This window comes from Amycolatopsis sp. CA-128772, from assembly GCF_002904295.1.
Classification (GTDB): domain Bacteria; phylum Actinomycetota; class Actinomycetes; order Mycobacteriales; family Pseudonocardiaceae; genus Amycolatopsis.
Genome location: NZ_PPHG01000003.1, coordinates 62,495 through 77,295, shown reverse-complemented (window position 1 = coordinate 77,295; position 14,801 = coordinate 62,495). Strand labels below are relative to the sequence as shown.

At 73.2% G+C, this 14,801-nt stretch carries 17 protein-coding genes; 7 read left to right on the top strand and 10 right to left on the bottom strand.

The annotated features are described in order from the left end of the window. Positions 1-263 precede the first annotated feature (263 nt). Genes C2L59_RS00765 through C2L59_RS00755 form a run of 3 tightly spaced genes read right to left on the bottom strand, consistent with a single transcriptional unit; the run spans position 264 to position 2,663 of the window. On the bottom strand, positions 264-845 hold the full coding sequence (locus tag C2L59_RS00765) for a CPBP family intramembrane glutamic endopeptidase (protein WP_103347558.1): 582 nt from the start codon (positions 843-845) through the stop codon (positions 264-266). Next, positions 842-1,738, bottom strand: coding sequence for an NAD(P)H-binding protein (locus C2L59_RS00760; protein WP_103347557.1), 897 nt, complete (start codon positions 1,736-1,738; stop codon positions 842-844). The genes C2L59_RS00765 and C2L59_RS00760 overlap by 4 nt, the downstream gene beginning before the upstream one ends. 10 nt (positions 1,739-1,748) lie before the next feature. Beyond that, positions 1,749-2,663, bottom strand: coding sequence for a DMT family transporter (locus C2L59_RS00755; RefSeq protein ID WP_103347556.1), 915 nt, complete (start codon positions 2,661-2,663; stop codon positions 1,749-1,751). Between the two features lie 74 nt (positions 2,664-2,737). On the opposite strand from C2L59_RS00755, the gene C2L59_RS00750 reads away from it, so the two are divergent. Next, positions 2,738-3,661 carry a LysR family transcriptional regulator gene (locus C2L59_RS00750; protein ID WP_103347555.1) on the top strand — a complete coding sequence of 308 codons (924 nt, stop codon included), beginning with the start codon at positions 2,738-2,740 and terminating at the stop codon, positions 3,659-3,661. 52 nt (positions 3,662-3,713) lie between these two features. Continuing rightward, positions 3,714-4,664: a threonine/serine dehydratase gene (locus C2L59_RS00745; protein WP_103347554.1), complete on the top strand. Its 951-nt coding sequence runs from the start codon at positions 3,714-3,716 to the stop codon at positions 4,662-4,664. Here the strand turns inward: C2L59_RS00745 and C2L59_RS00740 are convergent. From C2L59_RS00740 to C2L59_RS00720, 5 genes are all read right to left on the bottom strand, one after another. Next, the gene (locus C2L59_RS00740; RefSeq protein WP_103347553.1) at positions 4,606-5,424 is read right to left on the bottom strand and encodes an LLM class flavin-dependent oxidoreductase; all 819 of its coding nucleotides are present in this window, start codon (positions 5,422-5,424) and stop codon (positions 4,606-4,608) included. The two genes, C2L59_RS00745 and C2L59_RS00740, sit on opposite strands and share 59 nt — an antisense overlap. 84 nt (positions 5,425-5,508) lie before the next feature. Then, the gene (locus tag C2L59_RS00735) at positions 5,509-6,339 is read right to left on the bottom strand and encodes a peptidoglycan-binding protein (protein ID WP_103347552.1); all 831 of its coding nucleotides are present in this window, start codon (positions 6,337-6,339) and stop codon (positions 5,509-5,511) included. Between the two features lie 76 nt (positions 6,340-6,415). Further along, positions 6,416-8,578 (bottom strand): cation-translocating P-type ATPase, encoded by a 2,163-nt coding sequence (locus tag C2L59_RS00730; protein WP_103347551.1) that lies wholly within the window; start codon positions 8,576-8,578, stop codon positions 6,416-6,418. Next, the gene (locus C2L59_RS00725) at positions 8,575-9,450 is read right to left on the bottom strand and encodes a hypothetical protein (protein WP_103347550.1); all 876 of its coding nucleotides are present in this window, start codon (positions 9,448-9,450) and stop codon (positions 8,575-8,577) included. Before C2L59_RS00725 ends, C2L59_RS00730 begins: the two co-directional genes overlap by 4 nt. Beyond that, positions 9,447-9,650: a heavy-metal-associated domain-containing protein gene (locus C2L59_RS00720; protein WP_103347549.1), complete on the bottom strand. Its 204-nt coding sequence runs from the start codon at positions 9,648-9,650 to the stop codon at positions 9,447-9,449. Before C2L59_RS00720 ends, C2L59_RS00725 begins: the two co-directional genes overlap by 4 nt. Positions 9,651-10,006: 356 nt before the next feature. Here C2L59_RS00720 and C2L59_RS00715 point away from each other — a divergent pair, with 356 nt between their 5' ends. From C2L59_RS00715 to C2L59_RS47720, 4 genes are all read left to right on the top strand, one after another. Continuing rightward, positions 10,007-11,059: an NlpC/P60 family protein gene (locus tag C2L59_RS00715; protein ID WP_103347548.1), complete on the top strand. Its 1,053-nt coding sequence runs from the start codon at positions 10,007-10,009 to the stop codon at positions 11,057-11,059. 62 nt (positions 11,060-11,121) lie between these two features. Continuing rightward, complete coding sequence (locus C2L59_RS00710; RefSeq protein ID WP_103347547.1) at positions 11,122-11,544, top strand: hypothetical protein; 423 nt, start codon at positions 11,122-11,124, stop codon at positions 11,542-11,544. Positions 11,545-11,610: 66 nt separating this feature from the next. Beyond that, positions 11,611-11,811, top strand: coding sequence for a DUF3072 domain-containing protein (locus C2L59_RS00705; protein ID WP_103347546.1), 201 nt, complete (start codon positions 11,611-11,613; stop codon positions 11,809-11,811). Positions 11,812-12,218: 407 nt separating this feature from the next. Next, on the top strand, positions 12,219-12,395 hold the full coding sequence (locus C2L59_RS47720) for a hypothetical protein (RefSeq protein ID WP_199198847.1): 177 nt from the start codon (positions 12,219-12,221) through the stop codon (positions 12,393-12,395). Positions 12,396-12,399: 4 nt separating this feature from the next. On the opposite strand, the gene rho is transcribed toward C2L59_RS47720, so the two are convergent. Further along, positions 12,400-13,461, bottom strand: a complete 1,062-nt coding sequence (rho, locus tag C2L59_RS00695; protein WP_103347545.1) for a transcription termination factor Rho — start codon at positions 13,459-13,461, stop codon at positions 12,400-12,402. 253 nt (positions 13,462-13,714) lie between these two features. Here rho and C2L59_RS00690 point away from each other — a divergent pair, with 253 nt between their 5' ends. After that, positions 13,715-14,236, top strand: a complete 522-nt coding sequence (locus C2L59_RS00690; RefSeq protein WP_233223189.1) for an ATP-binding protein — start codon at positions 13,715-13,717, stop codon at positions 14,234-14,236. A 279-nt stretch (positions 14,237-14,515) separates the two neighbouring features. On the opposite strand, the gene C2L59_RS00685 is transcribed toward C2L59_RS00690, so the two are convergent. Beyond that, positions 14,516-14,728, bottom strand: coding sequence for a hypothetical protein (locus C2L59_RS00685; protein ID WP_103347543.1), 213 nt, complete (start codon positions 14,726-14,728; stop codon positions 14,516-14,518). Positions 14,729-14,801: the final 73 nt, after the last annotated feature.

The following is a 14,801-nucleotide window of genomic DNA, read 5'->3' as shown; positions in this document are numbered from 1 at the left end:
GTTACGTGGTCCGTTCCGGCTCGTCCGCGTCGGTTCGGAGTGGTTCGGCTTCGTTCCACCAGCTGTGGAACACGGGCCGGACACGGTCTTCTGGAGACATGAAGCCGTCGAAACGCAGACCGAGCACCCCGACCGGTTCCGGCACCTGTTCGCCTTCCTGAAGTGGGTGATGAGCTCCCGGGCACGATCGAAAGACATGCGCAGGCTGCTCTCCGGGGCGCGGCCGGTTACGGGTGCCGGGCCAGGCGGAGCTGATGGCTGCGTCAGTCCGGCGGGAACAGCCGCGGCATGAAGGCCAGCATCAACGCCGACCACACCACGTGCGTCAGCAATGGCGCCTGCACTCCGCCCGATCGCCCCCGCTGCCACGCGAACAGCGTCCCCATCGCCGCCGACGCCAGTACCAGTGCCGGGTTCCGGGTCGCCGTTGTCGACAGCACGTACGCGGCCGTGGATCCGCCGGGGCCCAGTGCGTCGTACAGCGTGCCGCGGAAGAACACCTCCTCCGCCGCTCCCGTGAGCAGGGCCGTCGCCGCCACCGAGGAGGTCGGGCCGCGGTGGGCGTGGTCCAGGACGCCCGTGATCGCCCTGCGCAGGAGGGGGATGCGGCGGGCCACCAGTGCGCACCCGTAGAACGCCGCGAACGCGCCCGCGCCCGCCGCCGCCGGCTGGATGATTTCCCGGCGGCCTCGGGGGACCGGGCCGGCCGCCGTTGCACCGGCCAGCCACGTGGCCGCCACCGAGGCCGTCAGCACGTGGAACCGGCGGGATCCGGGGTGGCTGGCCAGCGAGGCGCCCAGCAGCCCGGAGCCGGCGGCCGTCACCGCGGCGAGGAGGCCCTTCACGCCGTCCGCCGGCTCTTCGCGCGCTCGCCCAGGGCCTGCAGCACCGCTTCGTCGTAGCCCATCGGCTCGAAGTCGACGACCCGGCGGATCGCGTCGTCGCGGACCACGACCTCGTTGGTCATCGAATCGATCAGCGCGCGGCCGGTCGTCACGTCGATGTCCGTCACCAGCGACAGCCAGTACGACGACAAGCGCGGGGACAGCATCGGCACCGGCAGGATCAGCAGCGGGCGCCCCTGGATCGCCGCGACGCGCTGCAGCATGTCGCGGTACGCCAGCACCTCGGGGCCGCCGATGTCGAACGTCCGCCCGGCGGCCTCCGGGTGGTCGAGCACGCCGGCCAGGTAGCGGACGACGTCGGCGACCGCGATCGGCTGGGTGCGGGTGTCGACCCAGCGGGGGGTGACCATCGCCGGCAGGTGCTCGACCAGCTGACGCGTCAGCTCCCACGACGTGCCGCCGTGCCCGATCACGATCCCCGCGCGCAGCACCGTCACCGGCACACCGGTCTCCCCCAGCAGCCGCTCGACCTCGCGGCGGCTGGCCAGGTGCTCCGACAGCGCGTCATCGTCGTCGCCGAGGCCGCCGAGGTAGACGATCCGGCGCAGGTCCGCGCCGGCCGCGGCCCGCGCGAACGCCCGCGCGGCGTCGGCGTCGCGGCGCTTGAAGTCCGCACTGTCGAGTGAATGCACGAGGTAGTACGCGGCTTCCGCACCCTTGAGCGCGTCACGCAGGGAGCCGACGTCGGCGACGTCGCCGCGGACGGCCTTTCCGGCGCCCCGGTACTTCGCGGGGTGGCGGGTCATCGCGAGGACCTCGTGGCCGGCGGCCTCCAGAGCCGGGCACAACCGGCTGCCGACGAACCCCGACGCTCCGGCCACCAGCACCCGCATGCCCGCGACGTTAGCCGGGACGGCCTTCGCGCGCAGATCTTGCGCCGCCGGCGAAGCAAACCGCGGCGACCACGCCGGCGCAGCCGGCCAGCTGCGCCCACCCGGGTGCCTCCCCGAGCAGGACGACGCCCAGCAGCACCGCGCCGACCGGCTGCAGCAGCATCAACGTCGCCCCGGTGGTGGCGGACATCCGCGGCAGCGCGGCGGAGATGAGCAGCCACCCCGCCAGCTGCCCGATCCCGGCCAGGGCGGCCAGCCAGCCGAACACCGGCCAGCCGGGGGCCAGGTCGAGCGTGCCGGTCGGGAGGCCGAGCACGACGGCGACCACGCCCGCGGACGCCGTCGCCAGCACCAGCGAGTGCGCCTGCGTCCCGGTGCCGCCGGTGAGCCGGATCAGGAACAGGTAACCGGCGTACCCCGCGCCGGCCAGCAGCGCCGCGACCGCCCCGGTCACCGGATCGGGGCCGAACGAGCCGGTGCCGGCGAACCCGCCGGCCAGCACGATCCCGCCGACCAGCACCGGTGCCGCGGCGAGGAACCGCTTCGAGGGCCGCTCGGCCAGGAACGCGAAGGCCAGCAGCGGCACGATCACCACCTGCACGGCGAGCAGCACCGTCGCGATGCCGGCGCCGACCCGCGGGATCGCTTCGCCCCACAGCACGAAGTCGAGGCCGAGGCCGGTCCCGGCCAGCAGCGGGAGGAGCACCCGCCGGCGCGGCGCCGGCCCGGGCTGCCGCCGTTCCCGCCGGGCCAGCAGGAGCAGCACCGGCAGCGCGAGCAGGCAGCGCCAGAACGCGCTGGTGCTGCCGCTGGTGTGCGAGACCTTGATGAAGACCGACGACAGCGCGATGCAGAAGCTGCCGAGCGCGGCGAGCAGCCGCGGGTCGAAGCGGCGGGTGAGGGGCCGGGCGGCGGTCGTGGTCACGCCGCCCAGCCTGCGGGCGGCGACTGTCAAGGACAAGCGAATGTTTCTGCGCGGATTTCGGTAGTATCACTACCGTGTTCGGACTCGAGCGGATGCGAGCGCTGCACGCACTCGCCACCCAGGGCTCGGTCGCCGCAGCGGCCGCGTCCCTGCACGTGACGCCGTCGGGTGTGTCACAGCAGCTGGCGAAGCTGGAACGCGAGGCGGGCCAGCCGTTGCTGGAGCCCCGCGGCCGCGGCGTCCGGCTGACGAAGGCGGGCCAGGTGCTGGCCGGGCACGCCGAGCGGATCCTCGCGCAGGTGGCCGAGGCGAAGGCGGACCTGGAGCTGCTGCGCGAGGACGTCATCGGCCCGCTGCGGGTCGGCGCGATCCCGACGACCGTGCACGCGCTGCTGCCGCCCGCGCTGGCCACCCTGGCCGCGCAGCACCCGCGGCTGGCGGTGACGCTGCACGAGGGCGAGGCGGAGCAGACGATCCCCCGGGTCGTGTCCGGCGACCTCGACGTGGCCGTCGTGGAGAGCTGGGCCGACCGCCCGACCGAGATCCCGCCGGCGGCGACGGGCACCGCGCTGTTCGCCGACGTCGCCGACCTCGCCCTGCCGGCCGGGCACCGGCTGGCCCACCGCAAGACCGTCGACCTGTCCGAAGTGGACGACCTGCCGTGGATCGGCTGGACCGCCGGGTCCGGCTGCCACGAGTGGCTGGTCCAGGTGCTGCGCCGGCAGGGGCTGGCGCCCCGGATCAGCTGCACGGTCGGCGGCTACCCGACCCAGCTGGCCCTGGTGGCGGGCAACGTCGGCGCGGCGCTGGTCCCCCGCCTGGCCCGCGACCGCCTTCCCGGCGGCGTCCGGATCCTGACCACGCGCCCGGCGCTGACACGGACGATCTTCGCGATCTGCCGGGCGGGCGAGGAGGACAGCGGCGCGGTCCGGGCCTGCCTGGACGCGCTGCGGGCGGCCTCCGCCCGGTTCGAGGGTCCCGGCCGCGCGGCCGGCTGATCCGAGGCCGTCCGCCGGGGGACGCCGGTGGTGCGCACGGCATGCTGGAGCCATGATCAGCACTGCGGATGTGGAACGGGCGGCCGCGCGCATCGAGGGCCGGGTCCGCCGGACGCCGGTGTTCGCGGACGACGGCGTGTGGTTCAAGCTGGAACAGCTGCAGCACACCGGGTCGTTCAAGGCCCGGGGCGCCTTCAACCGGATCCTCGCCGCGGGCGAGCAGACCGGGGTCGTGGCCGCGTCGGGCGGCAACGCCGGGCTCGCCGTCGCCCACGCCGCCCGCGAGTTCGGCCTCCCCGCCCGCGTCTACCTCCCGGCGACCGCGCCCGCGGTGAAGGTTGCGAAGCTGCGGCAGCTCGGCGCGGCGGTGGAGCTGGTCGGCGAGAAGTACGCCGACGCCTACGACGCGGCCGTGAAGGACGCCGCGGACTCCGGCACGCTCTTCTGCCACGCCTACGACCAGCCGGACATCTGCGCCGGGCAGGGCACCCTCGGCCTGGAACTGCTGGACCAGACCGGCGGCCTCGACACGATCCTCGTCGCGGTCGGCGGCGGCGGGCTGCTGGCCGGCGTCGCCGCCGCCGTCGAAGGCCGGGCGCGGGTGGTCGGCGTCGAACCGCGCACGATCCCGACGCTGCATTCGGCGCTGGCCGCGGGAGCGCCGGTCACGGTCGAGGTCTCCGGCGTCGCCGCCGACTCGCTGGGCGCGTCCCGGATCGGCGACCTCGGCTTCGCCGTCGCCACCCGCACGGGCGCGGGTTCGGTGCTGGTGGACGACACGGCGATCGTCGAAGCGAGGGCGGCGCTGTGGGACCGCTACCGCCTCGCCGTCGAACCCGGCGGAGCGGCCGCGTTCGCCGCCCTGCGCTCCGGCGCCTACCGGCCGGCGCCGGGCGAGCGGGTCGCCGTGCTGCTCTGCGGCGCCAACACCGACCCCGCGACGCTCACTTCCCCGCCAGCCGCGCCACCACCGGGGCGAACTCCTCCAGGAACGCGCCGTTGACGCTGATGTAGGACAGGCCCTGTTCCTCGCGACGGCGTTCGAGCTCCGCCACCATGTCGTCGACGCCGCCGCGGAGGATGGCCAGCGAGTCGTGCTCGATGAGCGTCTCGGCGTCGACGCCGATGAAGCCGCGGATCCACGGCGGCACCTGCTCGCCGACGACCCAGATGTTCATCGCGAACTCGAGGTCGCGGTCGCCGGCCGCGGACCGGACTTCCCGGACGTACCCGGTCATTTCCTCCCGGGTGGTCAGCACGCCGCCGGCCATCGTGACGATGTCGGCCTTCAGGCCGGCGAGGCGGCGCACCTTGGGGCCACCCGCGGCGATCATCACCGGCGTGTGCGCGTCGCCGTCGAGCCGGCGGACGTGGTCGATCGTCTCGGAAATCGAGTCGAGCCGCTCCTGCCCCGAGCCGTACGGCAGCCCGAGCTCCTCGGCCTGCTGCCGCATTTCCGGCCGCCCGGTGCCGAGGCCGAGCTCGAACCGGCCGTCCGTGACGACGGTGAGGCTGCGGGCCTCCCACGCCGCCGCCCGCGCGGTGCGCAACGGGCTGGCCAGGACGAAGGAGCCGACGCGCAGCTCGGTCGTCGCCGCCGCGGCGGCCGCGAGGGCCGCGGTCGGCGTCGGCATGTTCAGGTTGTCCGGGCACAGCAGGGTCGAATAGCCGAGCTCTTCGGCCCGGCGCGCGGTGGCGAGCCAGTTCGCGCCACCTTCCACCGCGCCCGCGACCACGCCGAACCGGAACGCCTTCTGCGGCATCGAAGTACCCCCAAGTCGTTGGTCCTTTCGATCAAACCACCGGTGCGCCCGGCCGTGCCACCACGGCCGGGCGCGCGCCCGGCGTCAGCCGCGCTGGTACTCCTCCCAGGTGACCTTCGCGACCTGGGGGCCGTCGTCGGCGCCGCGGCCGGCCAGGCCGTTCATGCCCAGGTAGTAGTCGCCGGTCTGGTGCTGGGCCCCCGAGGACAGGTCCGGGTCGGAGACGGCCATCGCGTGGATGTGGTAGTCGAAGCCCTGCGCCGGCGTGCGGTACCAGGCCGCGAACCCGACGCCCCGCAGCGCCTTCAGCAGGTTGTTCCGGTTGGTCGACGACATGCCGGACACCGAGATGTCCATCGCGCCGCCGCCGTCGTGCGTCCCGGCCGAAGCGTCGACGCCGCCGGGGTTGTACGAACCCTGCGTCAGGGTGACCTGGAAGCCCGCCTTTCCTTCCGCCGCAACGAGCATCGCCTTGGTGCGGGTGTTGAGGGTCTTGCCGTGGTAGGTCACCTGGCTGCCGGCGGACACCGCGTTCGTGACCGTGTACCGGCCTTCGCCCAGCTTCTCCAGCGAGGTCCTGCCCGGCAGGCCGGAAGCGTCGAGACCGGTGTAGCCCAACGACTTCTGGTACTGCGAGTACGCCGTGATGGTCGTGGTGCCGAAGTACCCGTCGACGTACTGGCTCGCCAGCAGCCCCTTCGCCTGCAGCGCCTGCTCGACGAGCAGGACGCTGTCGTGCGCACCCGGGGTCTGGGTGTCGTCGGCGCGGCGCGGGTCGATCTGGGCCGCCTTCAGCACGGCCTCCATGTTCGCACCGGGCAGCGCCGTCGTCGCCGCAGTCTCGGCCTGGGCCGGCGCGGCCACGGCGAACGTCGCGGCGGTGAGCGCCGTGAGCACGGCGGCCTTCGTGAACATCCTGGTCCTCCATGGTTCGGAATCGCTGTGACCGGAAGGATCACGCAACCGGATACAAGGGACGTACAAACCGGTTTCACCCCGCGCGGAAACCCCGCAGGCGCAGGCTGTTCGTGACGACGAAGACGGAGCTGACCGCCATCGCCGCGCCCGCGAGCATCGGGTTCAGCAGGCCCGCGGCGGCCAGCGGCAGCGCGGCGACGTTGTAGGCGAAGGCCCAGAACAGGTTGCCCTTGATCGTCCGCAGCGTCCGGCGCGACAACCGGATCGCGTCGGCCGCGGCGAGCAGGTCGCCGCGCACGAGCGTGAGGTCGGCCGCCTCGATCGCGGCGTCGGTGCCAGTGCCCATGGCCAGGCCCAGGTCGGCCCGGGCGAGCGCGGCCGCGTCGTTGACGCCGTCGCCGACCATGGCGACGACCTTGCCGTCCGCCTGCAGGTCCCGCACGACGTCGGCCTTGTCCGCCGGCAGCACCCCGGCGATCACGCGCTCGATGCCGACCTCGGCGGCGACCGCCCGCGCAACAGCCGCGTTGTCCCCGGTCAGCAGGACCGGCGTCAGGCCGAGCCCGCGCAGCCGCCGGACCGCCTCGGCCGACGTCGGCTTCACCGTGTCCGCGACGACCAGCTGCCCGCGCACTTCGCCGTCCCAGGCCACGGAAACCGTGGTGTCCGGGCTCTCCGCGGCCCGGTCGCCGGCGAACTCCGCCCGTCCGACGACGACCACGTGCCCTTCGACGACGCCTTCGACGCCCAGTCCCGGCGTGCTGCGGAAGTCCACAACGGACGGCAGGGTGCCGAAGCGCTCGCGGGCGGCGTCCGCGATCGCCCGCGCCACCGGGTGCTCGGACGCGGCTTCGACCGCGCCCGCCAGCCGCAGGACTTCGCCGTCGCCCCGCACCAGCGCCATTTTGCCGGTCGTCACGGTGCCGGTCTTGTCGAGCACCACGGTGTCGACGCGCCGGGTGGACTCGAGCACCTCGGGCCCCTTGATGAGGATGCCCAGCTGCGCGCCGCGCCCGGTGCCGACCAGCAGGGCCGTCGGCGTCGCGAGGCCCAGCGCGCACGGGCAGGCGATGATCAGCACGGCGACCGCGGCGGTGAACGCGGCCGACGGCGGCTGCCCGGCGCCGAGCCAGAACGCGAGGGTCGCCACGGCGAGGGCGATGACGATCGGGACGAAGACCGCCGAGACGCGGTCTGCGAGCCGCTGCACCCGGGCCTTGCCGGTCTGCGCCTGCTCGACCAGCCGCGCGGTCTGCGCCAGCTGCGTGTCGGCGCCGACGCGGGTGGCGCGGACGACGAGCCGGCCGCCGGCGTTGACCGTCGCGCCGGCCACGGCGTCACCCGGCCCGACCTCGACCGGCACGCTCTCGCCGGTGAGCAGGCTCGCGTCGATCGCGGACCCGCCGTCCTCGACGACACCGTCGGTCGCGACCTTCTCCCCCGGCCGCACCACGAACCGGTCGCCGACGGCGAGGTCGCCGACCGGGACGCGCTCTTCGCGGCCGTCGCGCAGGACGGCGACGTCCTTGGCGCCGAGGTCCAGCAACGCGCGGAGGGCGGCGCCGGCGCGGCGCTTGGAGCGGGCTTCGAAGTAGCGGCCGGCCAGGATGAACGTCGTCACGCCGGCGGCGACTTCGAGGTAGATCGCGCCGTCGCCGGCCAGCCGCTCGATGGTGAGCTCGAACGGGTGCGTCATGCCGGGCGTGCCCGCGGTGCCGAACAGCAGCGCGTACAGCGACCAGCCGAACGCGGCGAGCGTGCCCATCGAGATGAGCGTGTCCATGGTGGCGGCGCCGTGGCGGAGGTTGGCGGACGCGGCGCGGTGGAACGGCCACGCGCCCCAGGTGACGACCGGCGCGGACAGGGTGAGGGAGATCCACTGCCAGTAGGTGAACTGCCAGGCGGGCGCCATCGCCAGGACGATCACCGGGACGCTGAGCACCGCCGAGCCGAGCAGGCGCTGCCGGAGCGTGCGGGTGGGGTCCGCTTCGGCCGCCGCTTCGGGTTCCTCCGCCGGCAGCGTCGCGGTGTAGCCGGCCGCTTCGACCTGCGCGACGAGGTCCTGCGGAGCGACGTCGCCGGGGTACACGACCTTCGCCTTCTCCGTGGCGTAGTTGACGGTCGCGGTGACACCGGCCAGCTTGTTGAGCTTGCGCTCGATCCGCATCGCGCAGGACGCGCAGGTCATGCCGGTGATGGCCAGCTCGACCTCGGCTTTCTCCAGCTGCCCGGTCATGACCGGCCCCCTTCCGGCGTGGTGACGGTGAAGTCGGCGGTGCGGACGACGCCGCCGTGGCGGAAGTCCAGGAACAGGCGGTAGGTCCCGGCCGACGGCACCTCGGCGACGAACGGCACGGCCGGACCCGCCGCGGTCCGGCCGTCGCCGGGTTCGCCGTCCGGGTGGACGTGCAGGTACCCCAGGTCGCCGCCGCGGAGGGCGACGAGGTGGCCGTACGCGCCCAGGTAGGGCTGCAGGTCGGTGACCGGGCGGCCGTGTGCGGTCACCGTCGCTGTCACCCGCGAGGCGCGGCCGGGGACCAGGTCGCCGTCGAGCCGGACCCGGTAGCCGTCGACGTCCGCGACGCGCGACTCGCCGTGGCCGACCGGCTGGAACAGCCCCGGCGCCACGAGGTCGACGCCGAGCGTCTGCGCCTTCCCGCCGGTGGGCGTGAAGTCGGCGAAGGCGCGGTAGCTGCCCGCCTCGGCGACCGGGATCGGCACGGTCCAGGTGCCGTCCGCGGCGAGATCCGGGTGCAGGTGCCGGTAGCCGGTCGTGTCGCGGCGGACGACGATGAAGTGCATCCGCTTCTCGTGTTCGACGTCGTAGGCGGTCACGGCGGCGCCGCCGGGGCCGGTGATCCGGAAGGTGAACGGGGTGGTGGCGCCTGGGGTGAGCGTCGTGGCGGCGGGCGTGAGGGTGTAGCCGGCCGCCGACGACGCCAGTCCGCCGGGCTGGTGGTCCGCGGCCGCCGCGACGGCGCCGCCGTGGACGTCCCCGTGCCCGGCCGCTGCGGGCCGCGGGCCGACGGCGTTGCCGGTCACCCAGCCGCCGCCCGCGACCAGGGCGAGGGCCGCCCCGTAGGCGGAGAGCTTCGCTGCGGTGTTCACGGCAGCCGGTACCCGGCTTCTTCGACGGCACCGCGCACGTCGTCGACGGACAGGGGGCCGGTGCTGTGCACGGTCACCGCGCCGGTGGCCAGGTCGACGGCGACGCCGGTCACGCCGTCCAGTTCGCGGATCTCCGCTTCCACCGAGCCGGCGCAGTGGCCGCACGTCATGCCGGTGACGGAGTAGGTCGAGTTCGTCATGTCTTCATAGATACCCTAGGGGGGTAGGGTAAGCAACCGCCTTCACGGTGTGTAATTCATGCCACAGCCTTTTGGTGTTCACACTGGTCCAGCCGTGTTATCGAGCGTCACGCAGAGTTTCGAGGGACCCTCTCTGGACGGCGCCATGCTCGTTTCGTAACCTGTTCGAGATCTCGCGGCCCCCGGTCGTCAGGAGACGGCGACGCGAGATCGCCGCCGATACCCCCTGCCGGGTACCGGATCCCCCCGCGCGCTCGCCCTGTTGCGGTCGAGCGCGCGCCGGACCCGGGCGAGGCCCCCGACTCGCCTTCCGGACACCCGTCGGCGGCCGATCAGCAAAGGAGACCCGCGCGAGAATGCGTTCGCATCCCGTCAAGCGCGTGGTGTCAGGTGCCCTCGCCGCGGCCTCGGTGATCACCGTCGTCACCATGGCCCAGCCGGTGGCCACCGCCGCCCCCGTCCCCGCCCTCCAGGCGCCGCCCGCCGGGTCGGACGCCCTCGCCAAGTACCGCGACCTCGCGGCGCAGGCGGAAAAGCTCAACGAAGACCTGCTCAAGGCCCAGGACGACCTGACCGCCAAGCAGGGCCAGCTCGACCAGGCCAACGCCGACGTCACCACCGCGAAGAACGCCGGTGCCCAGGCCATCGAGGCCAAGCAGCGGTACCAGTCCGAAGTGGACAAGTTCGCCGGCGCGTCGTTCACCGGCGGCGTCCAGCTGAACAAGCTTTCGGCGCTGCTGGCCGGAACGTCCACCCAGGACTTCCTGGACCGGTCGGCGGCGCTCGAAGTCATCGCGACCGACAAGAACGCCGCGATGGACAACCTCTCCGGCGCCGCGGAAAAGGCCACGGCGGCGGAGAAGGCGGCGACCGACGCGGCGAAGCGCGCGCAGGACGCGCGGGACGCGGCGGCGAAGCTGGCGTCGGACATCGAAGGCAAGAAGAAGAACCTCCAGGCGCAGATCGACCAGATCGAGGCGCAGAGCCGGAACCTCAGCAGCGCGGACAAGGCCGCGCAGAAGGACACCGGCGGCGCGGCGCCGACCGTCAAGGCGCCCACCGCGGCCGCGCAGGCCGCGGTCAACGCGGCGCTGAGCAAGCTCGGCAGCGCGTACGTCTGGGGCGCCACCGGGCCGGGCACGTTCGACTGCTCCGGCCTGATGCAGTGGGCGTACAAGCAGGCCGGGATCAGCCTGCCCCGGACGTCCTCGGCGCAGGCGGGCTTCGGCACCCCGGTGTCGCGCGACCAGCTGCAGCCGGGCGACCTGGTCGCCTACTACTCCCCCGTGTCCCACATCGGCATGTACATCGGCGACGGCAAGATGGTGCACGCGCCGACGAGCGGCGACGTCGTCAAGATTTCGCCGCTGATGAGCCAGTACGCGGGAGCCACCCGGCCCACGGCCTGACGTTCCGGGCGGTGCCCCGTTCCGCGAGGTGTAGAAATCGCGGGACGGGGCACTTTTCGCGCATGGACGAGAACCCTGACGCCGCCACCGTCGAAGCCGTCGGAAAGGTCACCGAGGCCCTCGAGACGATCGAGCGCGCCCGCGGGCACCTCTACTCGTTCCACCAGCTGACCGGGAGCGCGGACCTGGCCCTCGGCGAAGCCGTGCAGCAGCTCGAGAAGGCCGGCCACGGCGGCTGGGCGCGGCGGATCTCCGAGGAGCTGATCGGGCTCAACGTCTTACCCGATCGGTGGACGTTCCAGGTGGTCGAGGAGTACGACGACGGCTACTACAAGGCGAGCCGCGACCTCGAGCGAGAGCTGCTCACCTCGCTCACCGGAGGCCGCCGCCACCTGCACGAACAGCAGATGAAGGACGACCGCCGGACGCACGGGCGGCCGGGGCACGAGGCGGGCGGCCCGAGCACGCCCCCGGCGGGCTCGTGAGCGGCGGTCGCCGGATCCCTGCGCTAAAGTCGACCACAGGCGAACACACGTTCGATGGGAGCTTTCATGACTGACCAGGTCGAACCGAATCCCGAGAAGGACCCGAGCGACTGGACCACCGGCGACGAGCCGATGACCGGGCCGCAGAAGTCGTACCTGCAGACGCTGGCGCAGGAAGCCGGCGAAGAGGTGCCGGAGAACCTGACGAAGGCGGAGGCGTCCGAGCGCATCGACGCCCTGCAGAAGTCGACCGGCCGCGGCGCGTGAGGGTTCCGGCCGGGCTGTGCCCGGCGCCACGGCTCGCCGTCCGCGGGGGCGGGTAGCCGGACACGAAGTGCCCGGCTCCCCGAAGGAGGACATCCCGGGTACCTGACCGTGCTGTTCGTCACCCTCGCCGGCCTGCTCGTGCTGGGCAGGGCGGCTCTGCGTGAGCTGCCGGAACCGTATCCGCGCACCACCGAACGCACTCTCGTCAGCGCGTGGGTCGTCGTGGCCGGTGGGGTCGGGTGGTGGGCCGTGGCCCCGGGCGCCGGTGCGCTCGTGCTGACCGTCGCCGGGTTCGGTTTTCTCGTTGCCGCCCTCAACCGCGGGCCCGAGCGGCCGTCCTACCCGCGGGCCACGCCTACCAGCCGCCGCGATGAGTTGACGGCTCGCCCAGCGGGTACCACCCGGGCATGTCACAGCCGAACGAACAGCAACCCGAGATCGCGCGTCCCGGTACCCCGGATCCCGGCCGGGCGCAGGATGACCTCTACCGCCCCGGCCAGGGCGAACCACCGGACGGCGTCGAGGATGCCGAAGGCGCCGGGCAGAAGGTGATCGGCGAGCTCCGGGAACGTCGTGACAGCTGAGCGGTCACGCCGCCGCGGGTAGGGCGGCGCCCGTCACCCGGAGGAGGAACTCCGCGTTGGAGCCGGTCTTGCGGAGCTGGTCCAGCAGCTGCTCGATCGCGTTCGGTCCCGGCAACGCCCGCCGGACCTCGCGCATGGCCGCGAGTTCGCCCGGGGTGACGAGCAGTTCTTCGCGCCGGGTACCGGATGCGGCCACGTCGACCGCCGGGAAGACGCGGCGTTCGGCGACTTTGCGGTCCAGTTTGAGCTCGGCGTTGCCGGTGCTCTTCAGCTCCTCGAAGAACACCGTGTCGGCCAGGGAACCCGTTTCCACCAAAGCCGTCGCGATGATCGTGAGGGAGCCGCCGCCCTCGACGTTGCGTGCGGCGCCGAGGATCCGCTTCATCGGCTGCAACGCGGCCGCGTCGACGCCGCCGGACAGCGTGCGGCCGGACGGGCGCGCCGAAAGGTTGTAGGCGCGGCCGAGCCGGGTCAGCGAATCCAGCAGCAGGACGACGTCTTCGCCTCGCTCCACCAAGCGTTTCGCGCGCTCGACGGCGAGTTCCGCCACCGCGACGTGCTCGGCGGGCGGACGGTCGAAAGTGGACGCGATCACCTCGCCGCGCACGGTCCGGCTCAGCTCGGTGACCTCCTCCGGCCGTTCGTCGGCGAGCAGGACCAGCAGCCGGCACTCCGGGTGGTTCACCGACAGGCCGTGGCCGATTTCGCTGAGCACCGTGGTTTTCCCGGCTTTGGGCGGCGAAACGACCAGGGCGCGCTGCCCGCGGCCGAGCGGGGTGACGAGGTCGATGACGCGGGGCAGCAGCCGCGCCGGGGTGGTTTCGAGCAGCAGCCGCCGGTCCGGGTGCACCGGGACCAGGTCGGCGAACCGCGGCCGCGGTTCGGCCGGGTCGGCGCCGTTGACGCTGGTGATCCGCTCGGTGGTGCCGGTGATTTCGTCGCCGGGCCGCAGGTCGTGCTTGCGGACCAGGGCGAGCGGCAGGGCGACGTCGTCGGGCGCCGCCCGGTAGCCCGGCCGGACGAAGGGGGTCTTGCCGGACAGGTCGAGGATTCCGTGAAAAGGCATGGGTGCCTCCTGATGAGGGTGGTCGGCCTGCGCGCAACGACGGCGTGGCCGGGAATGCGAAGGAAAGAGGCCGAGTGGCCTGGATCCGGGGAGCTGCCTCCGGGCGGCCGAGGGGCCGGCATCCGCGAGGAGCGCCTCCACTGTAGCGAGACATCTCACGAAGCACAACGGGTAAGACGCCGTGGCGGTGGGTAGTCCACTGGAGAAGCCCGCCGAAACGGGGGAAACCGCGGCTGACGATGGGAGTTTGATCGTGTATCGACATACCCCGGAAACTCGCGTCGATACGGGCGAGAGCACCGACACCGACCAAGCCGGGACCACGGCACCCGGGCGCATCGCCGCCGGTCCCGTGGTCGCCCCGGCCTTCGAAGAACTGGCGCCCGCCCTGCCCAACGAGATGGCCGGCCTGCGCCGCAAGCTGGTGCACTGGCTGAGCGAGCTCCCGCTCGACCCGGACAGCACGCACGACATCACGTTGGCCACGTACGAAGCACTGGCGAACGTGGCGGCCCACGCCTACCCGGACGGCCACGGCTGGGCGCGCCTGCAGGCCCGCCGAGAGGGCGACGCGGTGATGGTGACGGTCACGGACACCGGGTGCGGAATCTCGGCGACGCGCCCCCGGGTGGCGGGCCTGCGCACCTCGGGCGGCCGCGGCCTCCTGCTGATCGACCAGGTGACGGACCAGTCCGACATCGACAGCAGCACCAAGGGAACCACGGTCCGCATGACCTGGCGCCCGGCGGCCCTCCGCGACGCCGACCCGGCCTGATCGCCGGGACGGCCCGCCGGCTCACGCGGACGAATCCGGCGGGTTCACGCCCGGCTGGGGACTAGCACCGGTCGATTCCGCGAAGACGAACGCCGGCGCTCTCCGCCCGGCAACCCTTGACCGTGCCAAGGCGGCCGCGCCCCACCCGGGCGCGGCCGCCTTTCTCACCCCACCGGACCCTCCGCGTTTCTCGGTCACTCACGAGCGCGGCCGCCTTTCTCACCCGACCGGACCCTCCGCGTTCCCCCAGTCACTCACCGCCGCCGCCCGCGACGCGGCTCAAGCCGCGTCGGCCAGGCGCACCAAGCGGTTGCGCGGGTACGAAACCAGCTCCCGCTCCTCGTCCGTGGTGAAGATCTCGACGGAATCCTCCCGCACCTCCGCCGAATTCACCTGCAGCTGCCACGCGGGCAGCCCCGGCGCCGGCTCGTGCCAGAACCACTGGCCCTTGGTGAGCTGGTGCGCCGGGACCGTCGCGTCGTCCGTTTTCATGTGCTGAGGCTAGCCGCCACCACCGACAGTTTCCGCACGGCCTCGGCCCGGCCGGTGTCCACTGTGATCACGG

Coding starts and splice junctions, on each gene's coding strand:
- C2L59_RS00760 (WP_103347557.1), bottom strand. CDS start 1,738: ATGCGGGTGCTGGTGGCCGGAGCGTCGGGGTTCGTCGGCAGCCGGTTG.
- C2L59_RS00745 (WP_103347554.1), top strand. CDS start 3,714: ATGATCAGCACTGCGGATGTGGAACGGGCGGCCGCGCGCATCGAGGGC.
- C2L59_RS00740 (WP_103347553.1), bottom strand. CDS start 5,424: ATGCCGCAGAAGGCGTTCCGGTTCGGCGTGGTCGCGGGCGCGGTGGAA.
- C2L59_RS00735 (WP_103347552.1), bottom strand. CDS start 6,339: ATGTTCACGAAGGCCGCCGTGCTCACGGCGCTCACCGCCGCGACGTTC.
- C2L59_RS00730 (WP_103347551.1), bottom strand. CDS start 8,578: ATGACCGGGCAGCTGGAGAAAGCCGAGGTCGAGCTGGCCATCACCGGC.
- C2L59_RS00720 (WP_103347549.1), bottom strand. CDS start 9,650: ATGACGAACTCGACCTACTCCGTCACCGGCATGACGTGCGGCCACTGC.
- C2L59_RS00715 (WP_103347548.1), top strand. CDS start 10,007: ATGCGTTCGCATCCCGTCAAGCGCGTGGTGTCAGGTGCCCTCGCCGCG.
- C2L59_RS00710 (WP_103347547.1), top strand. CDS start 11,122: ATGGACGAGAACCCTGACGCCGCCACCGTCGAAGCCGTCGGAAAGGTC.
- C2L59_RS00705 (WP_103347546.1), top strand. CDS start 11,611: ATGACTGACCAGGTCGAACCGAATCCCGAGAAGGACCCGAGCGACTGG.
- C2L59_RS47720 (WP_199198847.1), top strand. CDS start 12,219: ATGTCACAGCCGAACGAACAGCAACCCGAGATCGCGCGTCCCGGTACC.
- rho (WP_103347545.1), bottom strand. CDS start 13,461: ATGCCTTTTCACGGAATCCTCGACCTGTCCGGCAAGACCCCCTTCGTC.
- C2L59_RS00685 (WP_103347543.1), bottom strand. CDS start 14,728: ATGAAAACGGACGACGCGACGGTCCCGGCGCACCAGCTCACCAAGGGC.